This is a genomic window from Martelella mediterranea, from assembly GCF_021021415.1.
GTDB classification, from domain to species: Bacteria; Pseudomonadota; Alphaproteobacteria; order Rhizobiales; family Rhizobiaceae; genus Martelella; species Martelella mediterranea_C.
In genome coordinates this window covers 188,195-206,351 of the sequence record NZ_JAINWJ010000005.1, presented here as the reverse complement: position 1 = coordinate 206,351, position 18,157 = coordinate 188,195, and the positions used below count along the sequence as shown (strand labels likewise).

Below are 18,157 nucleotides of genomic sequence, written 5' to 3'. Positions count from 1 at the left end.
GCATGGCAACACTCGTGTTTCAGGCGGCCGGCGCCGTGTTCGGCGGGCTGCTCGGCCCGTTCGGCGCGGTTGCCGGCCGGGCGCTCGGCGCTCTTGCGGGCAATGCGCTTGACGGTATGATCTTTTCCGGCGGGCAGAAGATAAAAGGCAGCCATCTTTCAAGCGCGCGGATTGGCGGCGCGGAGGAGGGCGCTGCGATCCCCCGAGTTTACGGCACCTCGCGCATCGGCGGAACGCTGATCTGGGCAACGCGGTTCGAAGAGGAAGTGACCGAGGAGCGCACCGGCGGCAAGGCCGCGGGCTCGACGGTCGAGAGCTTCGCCTATTTCGGGAACTTTGCCTATGGCCTCTGCGAGGGACCGGTGGCGGCGATCCGGCGCGTGTGGGCGGACGGTCGCGAACTCGATCTCGCCAATATCGAGATGCGGTTTTACCCTGGCTCGGACAGCCAGTTGCCCGATCCGCTGATCGAGGCGAAGCAGGGGGCCGGCAATGCTCCGGCCTATCGCGGGCTTTGCTATGTCGTGTTCGAGCGCCTGCCGCTGGACACGTTCGGCAACCGGATACCGGTGATCCAGTTCGAGGTGCTGAAACCGACGGGGTCGCTGGAAAGCCAGATCCGGGCGCTCGCGATCATTCCGGGGGCGACGGAGCATGGGCTTTGCCCGTTTCCCGTGACCGAGGCGCTCGGTAGCGGCCAGCAGCGGATCATGAACCGCAACACGCTGACGCGGGCGACCGACTGGGAAGCCTCGATCGACGAGTTGATGGCGTTGTGCCCCAACCTGGAGCGGGTGGCGCTGGTGGTGGCGTGGTTCGGCTCTGACCTGAGGGCAGGGGAATGCCGAATCGAGCCTGGCGTGGAAACGCCGTTCCGCAAGGAAGAGAGCACGCCCTGGCGGGTGTCGGGCATTGGGCGCGGCCAGGCGCATATCGTCTCCACGCATGATGGCGGTCCGGCCTATGGCGGCACGCCCAATGATGAAGGGCTGATCGCGGCGATCGCCGATCTGAGGGCGCGCGGCATCGAGGTCTATCTCTATCCGTTTTTGATGATGGACGTGCCGGCGGGCAACGGTCTGCCCGACCCGCATGGCGGCTCCGAGCAGCCGCGTTACCCTTGGCGCGGGCGGATAAGCTGCCATCCCGCCCCGGGCCAGTCCGGCACCACCGACCGCAGCGCCTCTGCCCGTGCCCAGGTGGAGGCGTTTCTGGGAACGGCGGAAAACCATCAGTTCAACACCTTCGGCGGCGGGGTGAATTTCACGGGCGATGACAAGGGTTATCGCCGGTTCATTCTGCATTACGCGCATCTGGCGGGTGCCGCGGGGGGCGTGGACGGGTTCATTATCGGCTCCGAGATGCGGGGGCTCACCTCCGTGCGTGACGGGAGCGATGCCTTTCCGTTCGTGGAAGGGCTGATCGCGCTTGCGGCCGATGTGCGTTCCGTTCTGGGACTTGGCGCGCGCGTGACTTATGCCGCCGACTGGAGCGAATATTTCGGCTACCATCCCGCCGATGGCAGCGGCGATGTCTATTTCAATCTCGATCCCCTGTGGGCGAACCACAATATCGCGGCGGTCAGCATCGACAATTATATGCCGATTTCGGACTGGCGCGACAGCGATCTGGGCGCTGAAAATCCTGACGGTTTCAATATTGCGAACGATCCGGAGGGCTTCCGGGGTCAGATTGCCGGCGGCGAAGGATATGACTGGTATTATGCCAGCGATGCGGATCGGGCGGCGCGTATTCGTACGCCGATCACCGATGGTTTGGCGGGCAAGCCCTGGGTCTATCGCTACAAGGATATCCAGAACTGGTGGGCGAACCCGCACTATAACCGCGTCGGCGGGGCGGAATCGCCGACTCCTACGGCCTGGATGCCGATGTCCAAGCCGGTATGGTTTTCCGAACTCGGGTGTGCGGCTGTCGACAAGGGTGCCGGCCAGCCGAATGTGTTCGCCGATCCGAAATCGGCGGAATCGGCGTTTCCGTATTTTTCGAGCGGTCAGCGCTCGGATGCCGAGCAGCGCAGGTTTCTGGAGACGCAGCTTTCCCGGTTTGAAACCGTGGAGACGCCCGTCGATTTCGGGCATATTTTCCTCTGGTGCTGGGATATCAGGCCCTATCCCGCCTTCCCCCAAAACTCTGACCTGTGGACCGATGGCGACAACTGGACAACCGGCCACTGGCTGAACGGACGGCTGGGGGCGACGACGCTTGCCGATACGGTGCGCGCGCTTTTGGCCGACCACGGTTTCCACGATTGTGACGTGCGGCTTTTGAACGGCGATCTGACGGGCTATCAGCAGGCCGATATCGACAGCGCCCGCAATCTGCTCGAGCCGCTGCTTTCGCTGTATTCCGCCGATACAATCGAACGTGGCGGCGTGTTGCAGTTCCGCTCCCGGCTCAGGGCGAGCCTGCCGCCGGCGACGATCGACGTGACGGCGGAGCGCGAGGAGGCCGGCCGCTTCAGGGAAACACGCAGCCATGAGAGCGACCTCGCCGGCGAGGCGGTAGTCTCCTATTTCGATCCTTTCACTGATTATGAGCAGGCGAATGTGCGTTCCAGCCGCGCTGTTGCCGTCAATGATCGGGTGTTGCGCTATGCGCTGCCCACGGTGCTGCCGGAAACCACGGCGCTGGCGCTGGCGGGCGACATGCTGCGGGAGAACCGGATTGCGGTGCGTACGCTCTCGATCGATCTGTCTCCGCAGGCGCGCGGCCTGGAAGTCGGCGATGTCGTGCGTATCAGCGACGGGCCGGCTGGCCGGTTCATGGTCACGCGCGCCGAGCTTAGCGAGACCCTGAAGATCGAGGCGCGCTCTTTTGCGCCGCTTGCGGGCGCGCGGTTCCTGCCTGTGGACCGGGGGCGGGTTCACGAGGATGCGTCAGACGGATTTGCGCCGCGGGTGGTCTTTCTGGATCTCGCCCGGGACGGCGGCGGCGCGGCGGAGAGCTTTGCGCGCATCGCTGCGTTTGCGAGGCCATGGCGCCGCATCTTCGTTTCGTCGTCCGCCACCACGGAAGGTTATGGAGCCAATGTGGTGATCGAGCGGCCGGCAGGAACCGCGCGTCTGGCCGAGGATTTGTCGCCTGGCGTGAGCGGCCGGTTTGACTTCTTCGAGGATCTGGTCGTCGACCTCGATTTTGGCGGCCTTTCCTCGGCTTCGAAAGACGCTGTGTTGAGCGGAGCCAACCGGATCGCGGTTCGCGCCGGTAACGGCGTTTTCGAGATTATCGGTTTTCTCAACGCTGTCGAGATAGCAGCGGGGCGCTGGCGGCTCGCCGGCCTGCTGCGGGGGCTTCACGGGACCCAGGATGCCATGGGTGCCGGGGCCTTGGCCGGCAATGATGCGGTTGTTCTGGGCGATGCGGTGATCCCTGTCGGCGTGAGCGCACGGCACATCGGACTAGCGCGCAATTATGTGATCGAGGCGGCCTATGGGCAGCAGGATCCGAAGGGGCCCTACGTCTTCGCCGGCGGCTTGCGGGCGGAGACGCCGCTTGCGCCGGTTCATCTGCGCGCGCGCCGGCTGACGTCCGGTGACATTCATTTCAGCTGGATCAGACGGTCGCGGCTCGACGCGGATGACTGGGCGGCGGCCGAGATACCGCTGGACGAGAATGTCGAGCGCTACCGGCTCGAGCTGTTCGACGGCGCGACAATGGTGCGGCGTATCGAGATGGGCGTTCCGGAATTTCTGTACGCGGCGAGCGACCAGGCGGACGACTTCGGGATGCTGGCCGACACGATGACGGTCAGGCTTTGCCAGCTCGGCCGCAAGGTGCCGCTCGGCATTCCGCTGACAGAAGAAATAAACCTTCCCAACTGACAGAAAGGAAAATGCTATGGATGTGAAGAAATGGTATCTCTCCAAGACCGTTTGGGGCGCTCTGCTGGCGGTCGCCGCGCCGCTGCTGCAGCTTGGCGGCATCTATATCGATGACGGAACACAGAGCGAACTGGCGGCTTCGATTACCACGATCGCAGGTGCAGCGGGCGGGTTGCTCGCGCTGTTCGGGCGGATTGCGGCGAAGTCGTCGCTAACCCGCTAGCTTGAAATCGTTACCGTCACGAATGACTGGTCGGAGCTTCGGACTCCGGCCAGGGCAGCATTTTCGATTTTGCTGAAATTAAGATTGCAAGCGTTTCGACGGGGCTATTCATTTGGAGTTCAGCCACGTATCTTTATAAGGACTTGCGAATGGTGCGCAGGATGGCGAAGAAGAAGATTTGATGTCGTTGAAACCTATATATATTCTGGTGCTGACCGGCATGTTGCTGGGCGGAAACAGTGGAACGGCCGGCGCCGCCAGCTGCGCAAACGCCGCTCGTCAGGTTGCGGCCAGCACGGGCGGCGATCTACTCTCGGCCCTGCCGGCGCCGGACGATCCGAATATGTGTCTGGTAACGGTGATCGTTCCGGCAAGCGACGGCGCCCCGCCGCGCAAGATTACCCGCCGCGTTCCGGCTAGCTGATTTTTCTCGGGCCGGCGCCTGCAAGAGCGGACAACTGAAATGCGAATTCTGCTGATCGAAGATGACGAGAACCTGAACCGCCAGCTTGCCCAGATGCTGCGGGATTCAGACTATGTGGTTGATTGCGCCTATGACGGCGAGGAAGGCCATTTTCTGGGCGACACCGAACCTTATGACGCGGTCATACTCGATATCGGTCTGCCCCAGATGGATGGCGTGACCGTGCTCGACAAATGGCGGCAGGCCGGGCGCAACATGCCGGTTCTTATCCTGACGGCGCGCGACCGCTGGAGCGACAAGGTGGCCGGGATCGATGCCGGCGCGGATGACTATGTCACCAAGCCGTTTCACATCGAAGAGGTGATGGCCCGCATCAGGGCGCTGATCCGTCGCGCCGCCGGGCATGCAGCGGCGACGATCACCTGCGGCCCGATCGAACTTGACGTCAAGGCCTCCAAGGCCACGCTCGACGGCGAGATACTGAGGCTGACCTCGCACGAATACCGGTTGCTGTCCTACCTGATGCATCATCAGGGGGAGGTTATCTCGCGGACGGAGCTGACCGAGCATCTTTATGATCAGGACTTCGATCGGGATTCCAACACGATCGAGGTTTTTGTTGGCAGACTTCGCAAGAAAATCGGAGCCGACTGGATCGAGACGGTGCGCGGCCTCGGCTATCGCATGCAGGCACCGGGATGAGGTTTGCGAATTCTCTTACCCTGCGTTCGCTGGCACTGACGACCGTATGGTTCGCGATTGCGCTTCTTGTGATCGCGATCGTGATTTCAGCGCTTTATCGCAATGCCGCAGAGCGCGGCTTCCGACAGCTTCTGCAAGCCGAAATGTTCAATGTCATCAATTCGGTGTCGATTGATGAGCAGGGCGAACTCAAGGGGTCTCCCCAGCTTGGCAATCTGAACTATCAGCAACCCCAGACCGGATGGTACTGGGTTGTCGATCCGCTTTACGACAAATCCAAAAAGTCGCTGCAATCGCCCTCCCTCGGCGCGCAAGACCTGCCGGTTACCCCTGAGAGCGAAGTGCCCTATGACGGCAATTATCGCCGCACTTATATCATGCGCGACGATAACAATAATGACCTGGCGGTGATCGAAACCGTTGTTGTGATGGACGAGAAGGACCGGGCAACCCGGATCCGGGTGTCGGGCAATCGCGATGCGGTGGACAATGACGTACGCTGGTTTTCGCAGAGGCTCTACATCGCGCTCGCCCTTTTCGGGATTGCGAGCATTCTCCTCAATGGCCTCATCATCTTGTGGGCGCTTCGCCCGCTCGACCGGGCGCGTGTGGCCTTGCGCCATATTTCGGAGGAGGGCGAGGGCGAAATGCGCGGGCAGTTTCCGGTGGAGATTCAACCGCTTGCCGATGAGATCAATGCCTTGCTGGCAAACAACAGGGCAATCGTCGAGCGGGCGCGGATGCAGGTCGGCAATCTCGCGCACTCGCTTAAGACGCCGATTGCGGTGCTTTTGAACGAGGCCCAGGGTATGGCCGAGAAGGAAGGCAAGCTCATCGCTTCGCAAGTGGTGATGATGCAGGCCCAGGTTCAGGCCTACCTGAACCGGGCGCGCATCGCTGCCCAGACCGAATCGGTCCTGACGCGCAGTGAGGCGGAACCTGTGCTTGAACGGCTTGTGCGGGTGATGCGGCGGCTGAACCCGGAGAAATCCTTCGTGCTGACATGCGAGCCGGGACTTCTTCTCGCAACCGAGCAGCACGACCTCGAGGAAGTCGTAGGCAACCTTCTGGAAAATGCCGCTCGATTCGCCGAGAGCGAAGTACATGTAAGCGCGCAACGGCGGGCGGATGCCGGCGTGGCTGGAGAGTGGGCCGAGATCATCGTGAAGGATGACGGGCCGGGCCTGACGCCCGATGAAATCCGAAGGGCAATGAAGCGCGGCAACAGGCTGGACGAGAGCGGGGCAGGCTCCGGCCTTGGCCTGTCGATCGTTGATGATATCGTGCAGGCCTATGGCGGTCGATTCGAGCTAACCGGACTTGAGCGTTCCGGCCTACACGCGCGCGTTGTTCTTCCGGCAAAAAGCAGGAAATAGTTGATCGCGACCCCTCATGCGAATTATGGCCACATTCTGTGCTTAGCGACGATATTGCGGGAGCGCTGTGGATCGGGGAACCATTCTTTCTGCTCAACGCTTTCTCTGATGACGCAAAACAATATGACGGGAAAACTCGTGATACGAAATTGGCAATTGATTGCTGTCGTCCTCATGATCTCAGGCTGTTCGGCAACCGGCGGCGGTGGAGCGGCGGTCGCTCCTCAGCCCGTGGCGGCGCAGGCAGCCGCTCAGTCGGCGGCGCTGAGTGGCGGGTTGGTGCAGCGCGCCGGCATAACATTGTCTCCTTTCGATCAAGCCAAGGCGCTGCAGGCCGAGCAATACGCACTGGCGGCGGCGCCGGCGGGCGAAGCCGTCAACTGGCAGGGAGAGGGCGCGCGCGGCTCTGTGACCGCGGCAAGCCCGTATCAGGTCGGCGATCAGAATTGCCGGCAATATACGCAGCGCATTGTGGCTGATGGCCGTGAGTTTGTCGGCCGAGGGGCCGCCTGCCGCGAAGCTGCCGGTTCGTGGAGCCTGCTCGATTAACACAGCGGCGTCTTGCGGGATGGCCAGCCGAAGTGCGACGTTTTGAGGCAGGTTTGCCGCCTGGTGTTTTGAACTGTTGGAATTTTCGCGGTGGTGGCGTACGAAGACGACATGATATTCGCGCTTGCCGCCATTGTCCTGACGCTTGCCGCGGCTTTTGCGGTTGCCGTACCGTTGTTCCGGCGGGACGCGCCGACAGATGCGGTCGCTGCCGGGCCGGACCCGATCTATCGTTCCCAACTGAAAGAACTAGATCGGGAACGGCGAGACGGCCTTATCGACGAGAACGCCTATCTTTCTTCCCGTGCGGAAATCGGGCGAAGGCTGATGGCCTCGGAAGCGAAGGCGGCGGACAGAGCCACCGCGCTGCGGGGCGTTGCCTCGCGCTATCGTATCGCGACGGCGGCATGCGTATTTGCTGCGCTGATTGTGGCGGGCGTTGCCTATCCCCTCCTGGGCGCACCCGGCGCGAAGGACTATCCGTTGTCGGCCCGCCTCAATTCGGAGAATCCGGAGCTTGCGGTCCTTGTCGCGCAGGTCGAACGGCATCTCGCGCAAAATCCCGACGATGGCCGGGGATGGGACGTGATCGCGCCAGTCTATTTGCGCGAAAACAGGCTTGATCGCGCTTATGAAGCCTATGCCAATGCCATAAGGATTTCCGGCCCGAGCCCGGATCGACTTATGGGACTGGGCGAGACGCTTGTGTCGCTCGAATCGGGTTTCGTCAATGACGAGGCGCTTGAGGCGTTTCGAGAGGTCGAGGCGTTGTCGCCGGATAATGTCAGGGCCGGATATTATATTGCGCTGGCGGACGAGCAGGCTGGGAACCATCAGGCCGCGCTCGATCGATTCGACGCCTTGCTGGAAAAAATGCCGGAGAACGCCACCGGCCGCGATGTGATCGAGCAGCACATTGCCTTTAATCGAGGCCGGTTGGCGCAGACGGGCGCGCCGGCGTTCGGGCCCGATCAGCAGGCCATCGAGGCGGCGGCCTCGCTGTCGCCGCAGCAGCGTGCCGAAATGGTGGAAAGTATGGTATCGGGGCTGGCGCAACGCCTTGAGCAGGAGCCTGACGATATTGAAGGCTGGATGCGGTTGATCCGCTCCTACGCGGTGCTGGGTCGGGAGGATGACGCGAACGCGGCGTTCGATGCCGCACTGGCCTATTTCGGGGCGGAGAGCGCGGCCGGCCAACGGCTTGAGCAACTTGCCGCAGAACTTGCGCTTTCGGGGGGAAGATCATGACACGCAAGCAAAAAAGGCTCGCTGTCATCGGCGGCGGGGTGGCTTTTATCGCGATCGCGGTTCTGCTGGTGCTTTTTGCGCTGAGCCGCAGCGTCTCCTACTTTTTCATGCCATCTGATTTTGCCGAAAATCCCGTCAGTTCCGAAACGCGGATAAGGCTTGGCGGGCTCGTCGAGGACGGTTCGGTCCGGGGTGCGGAAGGGGCGGGTGTTGCCTTTGCGGTTACCGACGGGAATTCTTCCGTGGAAGTGCGCTACGCGGGCATTCTGCCTGATCTTTTCCGGGAAGGGCAGGGCGTGGTGACCGAGGGACGGATGGGACCGGACGGGATTTTCCGCGCCGACACCGTGCTTGCCAAACATGACGAGAACTATATGCCCAAGGAAGTCGCCGACCGTCTGAAAGCCGAAGGCGTGTGGGAAGGCGAGGAGGACGCCACACCTTGACCGTTGAACTCGGACTCTATGCGCTGATCCTCGCTCTGGCTGTCTCCGTTCTGACGGGGGCGCTGCCGCTTGTGGGCGCGCGGACGCAGAATATGGCTTTGATGGGCATTGCGCGCAGCGGTTCTCTGACCCTGTTCGCGCTGGTGGCATTGTCGTTCGCCATTCTGATCAGGAGTTATCTTCTCTCCGATTTTTCCGTGCGCAATGTTTGGGAAAACTCGCATTCGCTGATGCCGCTGATCTACAAATTCTCGGGCGTGTGGGGCAATCATGAAGGCTCCATGCTGCTGTGGCTGCTGATCCTGACGTTTTTCAGCGCGCTGGTGGCGGCCTTCGGTCGCAATCTGCCCGCCGATCTTCGAGCCAATGTACTAGCCATCCAGGCCCTGATCGCCACGGCTTTCATCCTTTTCATTCTTCTCACTTCCAATCCGTTCAGCCGCATCTTCCCTGTTCCAGCAGAGGGCCGGGAGCTCAATCCGATCCTGCAGGATATCGGCCTCGCCATTCATCCGCCGCTTCTCTATCTGGGCTATGTCGGCTTTTCGGTCTGTTTCTCGTTCTCGGTCGCGGCGCTTGTCAGCGGGCGGATCGATTCGGCCTGGGCGCTCTGGGTACGACCATGGGCGCTGCTTGCCTGGCTGTTCCTGACCGCCGGCATCGCGATGGGCTCCTACTGGGCCTATTACGAACTGGGCTGGGGCGGTTGGTGGTTCTGGGATCCGGTGGAAAATGCGTCCTTCATGCCGTGGCTAGCGGGCACCGCGCTGCTGCACTCGGCTCTCGTCATGGAGAAGCGCGAGGCCCTGAAAATCTGGACTGTGCTCCTGTCGATCCTGACATTTTCGCTTTCGCTTCTCGGGACGTTTCTCGTTCGCTCCGGCGTACTCACCTCGGTCCACGCCTTTGCGACGGACCCGACCCGCGGCGTTTTCATTCTGGCCATCCTTGCCTTCTTCATTGGCGGCGCGCTGACGCTGTTTGCTCTGAGAGTGCCGCTCTTGCGTGCGGGAGGCCTGTTCTCGCCGATCTCGCGGGAAGGCGCCTTGGTCTTCAATAATCTGATTCTGACGGTCGCCGCCGGCACGGTGCTGATCGGAACGCTTTATCCGCTGTTTCTGGAAACGCTGACCGGTGAGAAAATCTCGGTAGGCCCGCCGTTCTTCAACCTGACCTTCGGGCTGTTGATGATCCCGTTGCTGCTTGCCGTTCCTTTCGGCCCGATGCTTTCGTGGAAAAGGGGAGACCTGAAGGCTGCGTCGGAGCGTCTCATGGTCGCGGCGATCCTGGCGCTGATCTTCGCCGCGGTCTTCGTTTATTTCCATGAAGGCGGACCGGTTCTGGCCGTGCCCGGCATTGCGATCGCCTTCTGGCTTATCTTCGGAGCGCTGTCGGATATCTGGACCCGCTCAGGGTTTGTCCGTCTGCCGTTTTCGAAGGCATGGCCGCGTTTCAAGGGCCTGCCCCGCTCGGCCTTCGGCGCGGCGCTTGCGCATTTCGGCCTGGGCGTGAGCGTGTTGGGCATATTGGCGGTTTCGCTTTACGAAACGGAGTCCGTGCTGGAGATGACGCCCGGTTCCGAGGTCGCCCTGAGCGGCTATACGGTCACCTTTGAGGGTGTCGAGACCGTGCGCGGTCCCAATTACACTGATGAACGCGGAACATTTGCGATCAGCGCGAACGGGAGGGCATCCGGCGTGGTGCACTCGGCCAAACGGCTCTACCCTTCGAGCAATACGCCGACGACCGAGGCGGGCATCAGGACCTTCGGTCCCAGCCAGCTTTATATTTCGCTTGGCGACCCGCGTCAGGATGGAGCCTGGGTCGTGCGGGTGTGGTGGAAGCCCTTCATCTTGTGCATTTGGCTTGGATTCGTGCTGATGGCTGTCGGCGGGGTTGTCTCGCTTTCCGATCGACGCTTGCGCATTGGCGCTCCGGCGCTGAGCAAGAAAAGAACACAGCCAGCGCAAGCCCTGGGGGCCGCTGAATGATTCGGCTTGTTGTCTTGGTTTTCGCCGTGCTGCTCCCGATCGCTGCGGCTGCTGTCGAGCCGGACGAGATGCTGAGCGATCCTGCGCTAGAGGCGCGGGCGCGGGAGATTTCCGCAGAGCTTCGCTGCATGGTCTGCCAAAACCAATCCATCGACGATTCCAATGCCGACCTCGCGCGCGATCTTCGTCTGTTGGTGCGCGACCGGCTGGCAGAAGGCGACAGCGATGACGAGGTCATCGATTATGTCGTTTCGCGCTATGGCGAGTTTGTTCTGCTGAAGCCCCGCTTTTCGCCGCATACTTGGCTTCTATGGGGCGCGCCGGCATTGCTTATCCTTTTGGGCGCAATCGGTTTGTGGCGGCTTGCCGCCGCTCGCCGCGGCGCAGACAGGCCGCTGTCCCGCGATGAGGAGGTGCGGCTGGAGAAGATTTTGTCCGAGACCGACGACCATTAACAAACCGTCATCTGGCGGACAGTGTTTTGTAAGGTCCCAGCTTTTATAGTCCCCTCTATTCGATATGAAATCATTCAACCATCGACACCAGAGGAAAAGCAGACCTATGTTCCAGCAGCCCACCGGACCAAACAAGTTCAGGTCACTCTTGAAAGCCTCGGCAGCTGCAGGCGTCGCAGCCGTGCTGTTTTCAGCCGGCGCTCCCCTGACTGTGACGGAAGCGCTTGCGGACCCCGTCCATGTTCAGGCGCCGGAAGTCCCCGGATTTGCCGATGTCGTCGAAGCGGTCTCTCCCGCAGTTGTCTCCGTGGTCGTTGAGAGCAACGTCCAGCCGGTTGCCCAGCAGGATGGCGGCTTCGGTTTCGGCTTTGGCGGGCGCGGCTTCGACAACCTTCCCGATGATCACCCCCTCAAGCGCTTCTTCCATGATTTCGGCGCGCCGAACGAGCCCACCCCGCCGCCGCAGCCGCGCAAGGGCGGTCCGCGTCCGGTTGCGCAAGGCTCGGGCTTCTTCGTCTCCGAGGACGGTTACCTTGTCACCAACAACCACGTCGTGCGCGAGGGCGACGCATTCTCGGTGCGCATGGATGACGGCACCGAATACGGCGCGAAGCTGATCGGCACCGATCCCCGCACTGACCTCGCCGTTCTCAAGGTGGATGCCGATCGCGAGTTCACTTATGTGAAGTTCGCGGACGACAAGAATCTGCGCGTCGGCGACTGGGTTGTCGCGGTCGGCAATCCGTTTGGCCTCGGCGGCACGGTCACGTCGGGCATCGTTTCGGCGCTTGGCCGCGATATCGCCTCCGGTCCCTACGACGATTACATCCAGGTGGATGCAGCGGTGAACCACGGCAATTCCGGCGGTCCGACATTTGACCTCAGCGGTGAAGTCGTCGGCGTCAACACCGCGATCTTCTCGCCGTCCGGCGGCAATGTCGGCATTGCCTTCGCAATCCCGGCGCATCTGGCTCAGGACGTCGTTGTTGACCTCATCAATGATGGCGTGGTCGAGCGCGGATGGCTTGGCGTTCGTATCCAGCCCGTCACCGAGGACATCGCCGAATCGATCGGACTTGCAAAACCGGAAGGCGCGCTCATCTCGGAGCCAACCAGTGACAGCCCCGGCGCCAAGGCGGGTCTGAAGCAGGGCGACGTGATTACCGCCGTGAATGGCGACGTCATCGAGGATGCCCGTTCGCTTTCCCGTATGATCGGCATGATGGAACCGGGCGACGAGGTGGAGCTGTCGGTCTGGCGTGATGGAAAGTCCCAGACGATCGACGTCAAGCTCGGCGAATTCCCGACTGAGGATGAACTCGCCGCTGCCGATGGCCTTAGCGGGCCGACGGAAAGCTCGCTGATGACCCAGCTCGGCATCGAGGTTCGCCCGGCCGATGACGGCAAGGGCGTGACGGTGACGGCGGTGGACCCGAACTCCGACGCCGCGACCAAGGGCCTGGCAACGGGACAGAAGATCCTGAGCGTCAATAACAAGGACGTCAGCTCGGCTGCGGATATTCTGAAACAGGTCAAGGATGCCGCCGATCAGGGCCGCAAGCAGGCGCTGTTCCAGGTCGAGACCGAGAACGGCAGCATGTTCACCGCGCTGCCCACGGAAACCGACGCCGAAGACGCCGGCTGATCCCCCATCAGCATTGGAAGAGGCGCATCGCGGAAGCATGCGCCTTTTCCGTTTCAGGAGACGTCAGATGTTTTCCAAAGAGCCGGTTGAGCCTGCTTGTCACACCGAGGCCGATGGCGATATGGTCCCCGGCATGCGTGTTCTTGTCATCGAAGACGATCTGGAGGCGGCCGCCTATCTGACCAAGGCCTTTCGCGAGGCCGGCATTGCCTGTGAGCATGCCGGCGATGGCGAAAGCGGCCTGTTCATGGCCAGCGAGAATGAATACGACGTCCTTGTCGTCGACCGCATGTTGCCGCGTCGCGACGGGCTGTCGGTTATTTCGGCGCTGAGGGCGCGCGGCATCAATACGCCGGTGCTGATTCTGTCCGCGCTCGGTCAGGTCGATGACCGGGTGACCGGCCTCAGGGCAGGGGGCGACGACTACCTCCCCAAGCCTTATGCCTTTAGCGAACTTCTCGCCCGCGTCGAAGTGCTCGGCCGGCGCAAGGGCGCGCCGGATCAGGATGTGCTCTACAAGGTCGGCGATCTGGAGCTCGACCGTCTTTCACACGAGGTGCGACGCGCAGGCCGCGAGATCACGCTCCAGCCGCGCGAATATCGCCTGCTGGAATATCTGATGAAGAATGCCGGTCAGGTCGTTACCCGCACCATGCTTCTGGAAAATGTCTGGGATTATCATTTCGATCCGCAGACCAATGTGATCGATGTTCATGTTTCGCGCCTGCGTTCGAAAATCGAGAAGGATTTCGACAAGCCCCTGCTGAAGACTATTCGCGGCTCCGGCTACATGATCAAGCATGACGCGTAACGCATGAAGGAGCGGCTGAAGCTTCTGTTCAAGTCGACGGCGGTGCGCCTCTCCGCCGTCTACATTCTGCTGTTCGGGCTCTGTGCCGCGGTGATGGTGTTTTATGTCACCGCCGTCTCCGAAAGTCTGGTGGAGCGGCAGATGCGGGATTCGCTCCATCGCGAGATTGCCCAGCTCGATGCCGCGTTTGAAAGCGGCGGGATTCGCCGGCTGTTCAACACGATCGAACGGCGCGCCCGCCAGCCCGGCGCCAATCTCTATGTTATCGCCAGTCCGCAGGGCGAAATCCTGGCAAGCAACGTGGCCTCGCTCCAGCCCGGTGTCCTGGACAATGCGGGTTGGCTCGATACGCCTTTTCGCTATGAAGGCTTTGCCGAAAACAACAAGGGCGACCGCTACAGCCACGCGATTGGCTATGTGATCGTGCTCGACAACGGCATGAAACTGATGATCGGCCGGGATCTGGGCGATCCCGAACGGCTTCACATCGTCGTCCGGCAGGCCTTGCTGCTGGCGCTGATCATCATGGGCGTCGGGGCGCTGGTGATCTGGTTTGCCATCGGGCGCAACGCGCTGAAGCGCATGGACAGGATGTCGGCGGCGAGCGGCAAGATCATGGCCGGCGATCTCTCCCAGCGCCTTCCCGTAACCGGTTCCGGCGATGAATTCGACCGGCTCTCCAATTCGCTGAACCTGATGCTGGACCGTATCGTCCGTCTCAACGAAGGGTTGAGGCAGGTTTCCGACAACATCGCCCACGACCTCAAGACCCCGCTCACCCGCCTTCGCAACAAGGCAGCCGATGCCGCCGCCGCCGAGGACCCGGAGGAGCGGCGCACCTCGCTCGAAGGCATTATCGCCGAGTCAGACCAGCTTATCCGAACCTTCAATGCATTGTTGATGATCTCGCGCGTTGAAGCGGGCGCGGTCGCGGCGGAGATGTCGCCGGTCAACCTTTCCGCGATCGTTGAGGACAGCGCAGAGCTTTACGGCCCGGTGGCAGAAGAGGCTGGCATGTCGCTGGAGATCGCGATCGAGCACGACCTTTCGGTCAACGGCAACCGGGAACTGATCGGGCAGGCGATCTTCAATCTTCTCGACAATGCCATTAAATACGCGTCGGCCTCGGAAAACGAGCCGCGCATCTACCTGTCGCTCAAACGCGAGGGCGCGGATGCCGTGTTCATGGTTGCCGACAACGGGCCGGGCGTCCCCGCCAATCGCATCGAGGATGTCAAAAGGCGATTTTTCCGCCTCGATGAAAGCCGCACCAAGCCGGGCACCGGTCTGGGCCTTTCCATGGTGGATGCGGTGACCGATATGCATGGCGGCAAGTTCGTGCTCGCCGAGGCCGGTGAGTATGTTCCGGGTTATGGCGGCCTTGCCGCGCTCCTTCGCTTCCCTCTCACCCCCAATCGTTCGCGCTGAGCGGCTTTTGCTTCCGCTCCGTCAATGCTAAGGCGGAGAAAAGAAGTTGCGGAGGAAGCTATGCAGGAGACCGAAGGTCGCTTGGCCGACAGTGCGGCGGGGCGCATCTTTGCGCTGGATGAGGCGGCGGCAAGGGAAGCGGCAGCGGAACTTGCCGAAGCGGTCGAAAGCCACGGACTTCCGGCCGTCCTCGCCGATGCCGAGGCCCCGTTGACCGCCTTTCTAGCGGCCGCCTTCACGCTCTCACCTTTTCTCCATGACGCCTTCCGCTCCCGGCCCGAACTGCTTTCAAAGGTCGATGAGCCGATCCGGCGGCAGATCGAGACTGAAATCGAACAGGTGCGCAAGGCCTGGAGTGTAGAAGGCGGTTCTCAGGGCGATGGCGAGATCATGACGCGGCTTCGCCAGTCCAAGCAGCGTGTGGCCTTCCTCACCGCGCTCGCCGATCTCGGCGGCATATTCCCGGCCGAAGTCACCACTGATCTCCTGAGCCGTTTTGCCTCCGCCGCCGTTGCCGCCACGCTCGACCATCTGCTCGTCTCGGCCGCCGGCGACGGCAAGATCAGGCCGCCATCCTCTCAGGACACCCCTTCGGAAAACTCCGGCGTTGTCGTGCTTGGCATGGGCAAGCTTGGCGCAAACGAGCTCAACTACTCCTCCGACATCGATATCGTCGTCTTCTTCGATCCCGAGGCGGCGATCATCAAAGATCCCGACGATGCGCGGGAGCTGTTTCCCAAGCTGATGCGGCGGCTTGTGCGCATCCTGCAGGAGCGCACGGGCGATGGCTATGTGTTTCGCACGGATCTACGCCTGCGGCCGGACCCCGGCTCCACGCCGCTCGCCATCCCTGTTGAGGCGGCCCTGCTTTACTACGAAAGCCGCGGCCAGAACTGGGAGCGCGCCGCTTATATCAAGGCAAGGCCGATCGCGGGCGATATCGCCGCCGGCGAGGCGTTTCTCGCCGAATTGGCGCCCTTCATCTTCCGCAAATATCTCGATTATGCGGCGATTGCCGATATTCATTCGATCAAGCGGCAGATCCACGCGCACAAGGGGTTCGGCCTCGTGGCCGTGCACGGCCACAACGTCAAGCTGGGGCGCGGCGGCATTCGGGAGATCGAGTTCTTTGCCCAGACCCAGCAACTGATCGCCGGCGGGCGCATGCCGCAACTGCGCTGCCGCCGCACCGTCGATGCCCTCGACGCTTTGTGCGAGGCGCGATGGGTCGACAGGCAGACGGCCGATGAACTGAAGGCTTCATACTGGTTCCTGCGCAATGTCGAGCATCGCATCCAGATGGTGCGCGATGAGCAAACTCATATTCTCCCGGAGGATGATGGCGAGTTGCTGCGGATCGCCCGCATGAGCGGGTTCGAGACGACCGAGGACTTTGCAACGGCGCTGGTGGCGAACCTGAAGACCGTCGAGAAGCGCTATGCCCGCCTGTTCGAGCGGGAACTGACGCTTTCGGGCGAGACCGGCAATCTCGTCTTCACCGGCGAGGACGATGATCCCGGCACGCTCGAGACGCTTTCGAAACTGGGCTTCGAGCGGCCGGCCGATATCGCGCGCATCATCCGCACCTGGCATTACGGCCGCTACCGCGCCACCCAGAGCACCAAGGCCCGCCAGCGACTGACCGAGATCATGCCCGATCTGCTGGCAGCCTTCGGCGCCAGCCGCCGCGCGGATGAGGCGCTGCTGCGGTTTGACCGTTTCCTTTCCGGCCTTCCGGCGGGCATTCAGCTTTTCTCGCTGCTCAAGAGCAATCCCAACCTGCTTCTGCTGTTCGTCGAGATCATGTCCGCCGCCCCGCGCCTTGCCGAGATTATCGCGGCGCGCGCCCATATCGTCGATGGCATGCTCGATCCGGCGCTGCTGACCGAAATTCCCACGCGCGATTATCTTGCTGGCCGCCTTGAGGCATTCATGGCCGGCGCGGAAATCTATGAGGAGCGGCTCGATCGCCTCAGGATATTCACCGCCGAACAGCGCTTCCTCATCGGCATCCGTCTTTTGACCGGCGCGACCGGTGGTTTCGCCGCCGGCCGGGCGTTGACCGTGCTGGCCACGCTCGCGATCGATGAGGCGCTGGCCGGCGTGCTGTCCGAAATCGAACAATCCCACGGCAGGCTTGAGGGGCAGCGGGTCGCTGTGCTTGCCATGGGCAAGCTCGGCAGCGCGGAACTGACCGCCGGCTCGGACGTCGATGTGATCGTGCTCTACGACTGTGAAGACCCGCTCGGCTCCTCCGACGGCCCGAAATCGCTCGACGCGCCGCGTTACTTCGGGCGCGTGACCCAACGGCTGGTGGCCGCGCTCAGCGCGCCGACCGCCGAAGGCGTGCTCTACGAGGTTGATATGCGGCTGAGGCCCTCCGGCAATGCCGGGCCTCTCGCCACCCGTCTGGCGGCTTTCGAGAAGTATCAGCTCAACGACGCCTGGACCTGGGAGCATATGGCGTTGTCGCGCGCCCATCCGCTGTGCGGTGATGCATCACTGATGAAGGATGCGGCCGCTGTCATTGACGCGGTTCTGGTAAAGTCGCGCGACCGGGCAGAGCTCGCGCGCGATATCGCGGAAATGCGGGCCAGGATCGAGCGCGACAAACCGGCCAAGAGCATCTGGGATCTGAAACTGATAGCGGGCGGGCTGGTCGATATCGAATTCATCGCCCAGTTCTGCCACCTCGGCTCCGACCAGCCGCGCGAAAAGGCTGGCGGCGGCGAGGCGATGAGCACGGATGACGTGCTGGTGCGGTTCGGGCCGGAGTTCATGAATGCGGGCGATCTGGAAGCCTGCCGAAAGGCGCTCGCGCTTTACACCGATATTGCCCAGCTCACGCGCGCCTGCCTGAACACCGGCTTCAAGCCCGATACCGCGCCAGCGGGGCTTCTGGACCGGCTTTGCAAATTGTCGGATTGCCCTGATATCGAAGCGCTGGAAGCGCTGATCACCGATACGGCTGATGAGGTGCGCGCGATCTTCAAAAAGCTTTTGCCGCTGGCGTGACC

14 protein-coding genes are annotated in these 18,157 nt (G+C 62.2%); all 14 read left to right on the top strand.

The window, feature by feature from the left end; genetic code table 11:
• Positions 1-2: 2 nt before the first annotated feature.
• The 14 genes from K7H91_RS04135 (at position 3) to K7H91_RS04070 (ending at position 18,155) form a co-directional block, all read left to right on the top strand.
• Positions 3-3,842, top strand: a complete 3,840-nt coding sequence (locus tag K7H91_RS04135; protein WP_230718943.1) for a baseplate multidomain protein megatron — start codon at positions 3-5, stop codon at positions 3,840-3,842.
• A gap of 16 nt (positions 3,843-3,858) precedes the next feature.
• Positions 3,859-4,065 carry a hypothetical protein gene (locus K7H91_RS04130; protein ID WP_230718942.1) on the top strand — a complete coding sequence of 69 codons (207 nt, stop codon included), beginning with the start codon at positions 3,859-3,861 and terminating at the stop codon, positions 4,063-4,065.
• Positions 4,066-4,243: 178 nt separating this feature from the next.
• Positions 4,244-4,489, top strand: a complete 246-nt coding sequence (locus K7H91_RS04125; protein ID WP_230718941.1) for a hypothetical protein — start codon at positions 4,244-4,246, stop codon at positions 4,487-4,489.
• Positions 4,490-4,528: 39 nt separating this feature from the next.
• Positions 4,529-5,191, top strand: coding sequence for a response regulator transcription factor (locus tag K7H91_RS04120; RefSeq protein ID WP_230718940.1), 663 nt, complete (start codon positions 4,529-4,531; stop codon positions 5,189-5,191).
• On the top strand, positions 5,188-6,567 hold the full coding sequence (locus K7H91_RS04115; protein ID WP_230718939.1) for a sensor histidine kinase: 1,380 nt from the start codon (positions 5,188-5,190) through the stop codon (positions 6,565-6,567). The genes K7H91_RS04120 and K7H91_RS04115 overlap by 4 nt, the downstream gene beginning before the upstream one ends.
• A complete protein-coding gene (locus K7H91_RS04110) occupies positions 6,568-7,116 on the top strand; it encodes a hypothetical protein (protein ID WP_230718938.1) in 549 nt (182 codons plus the stop codon).
• A gap of 90 nt (positions 7,117-7,206) precedes the next feature.
• Positions 7,207-8,364, top strand: coding sequence for a c-type cytochrome biogenesis protein CcmI (gene ccmI, locus K7H91_RS04105; RefSeq protein WP_230718937.1), 1,158 nt, complete (start codon positions 7,207-7,209; stop codon positions 8,362-8,364).
• Complete coding sequence (gene ccmE, locus K7H91_RS04100) at positions 8,361-8,810, top strand: cytochrome c maturation protein CcmE (RefSeq protein ID WP_230718936.1); 450 nt, start codon at positions 8,361-8,363, stop codon at positions 8,808-8,810. The genes ccmI and ccmE overlap by 4 nt, the downstream gene beginning before the upstream one ends.
• Positions 8,807-10,801 (top strand): heme lyase CcmF/NrfE family subunit, encoded by a 1,995-nt coding sequence (locus K7H91_RS04095; protein WP_230718935.1) that lies wholly within the window; start codon positions 8,807-8,809, stop codon positions 10,799-10,801. Before ccmE ends, K7H91_RS04095 begins: the two co-directional genes overlap by 4 nt.
• Positions 10,798-11,256 carry a cytochrome c-type biogenesis protein gene (locus K7H91_RS04090; protein ID WP_230718934.1) on the top strand — a complete coding sequence of 153 codons (459 nt, stop codon included), beginning with the start codon at positions 10,798-10,800 and terminating at the stop codon, positions 11,254-11,256. The genes K7H91_RS04095 and K7H91_RS04090 overlap by 4 nt, the downstream gene beginning before the upstream one ends.
• A 106-nt stretch (positions 11,257-11,362) precedes the next feature.
• Complete coding sequence (locus K7H91_RS04085; RefSeq protein ID WP_230718933.1) at positions 11,363-12,901, top strand: Do family serine endopeptidase; 1,539 nt, start codon at positions 11,363-11,365, stop codon at positions 12,899-12,901.
• A gap of 121 nt (positions 12,902-13,022) precedes the next feature.
• Positions 13,023-13,712, top strand: coding sequence for a response regulator transcription factor (locus tag K7H91_RS04080; RefSeq protein ID WP_330165987.1), 690 nt, complete (start codon positions 13,023-13,025; stop codon positions 13,710-13,712).
• 3 nt (positions 13,713-13,715) lie between these two features.
• Positions 13,716-15,140: a sensor histidine kinase gene (locus K7H91_RS04075; RefSeq protein WP_230718932.1), complete on the top strand. Its 1,425-nt coding sequence runs from the start codon at positions 13,716-13,718 to the stop codon at positions 15,138-15,140.
• Positions 15,141-15,200: 60 nt separating this feature from the next.
• Positions 15,201-18,155, top strand: coding sequence for a bifunctional [glutamine synthetase] adenylyltransferase/[glutamine synthetase]-adenylyl-L-tyrosine phosphorylase (locus tag K7H91_RS04070; RefSeq protein WP_230718931.1), 2,955 nt, complete (start codon positions 15,201-15,203; stop codon positions 18,153-18,155).
• Positions 18,156-18,157 lie beyond the last annotated feature (2 nt).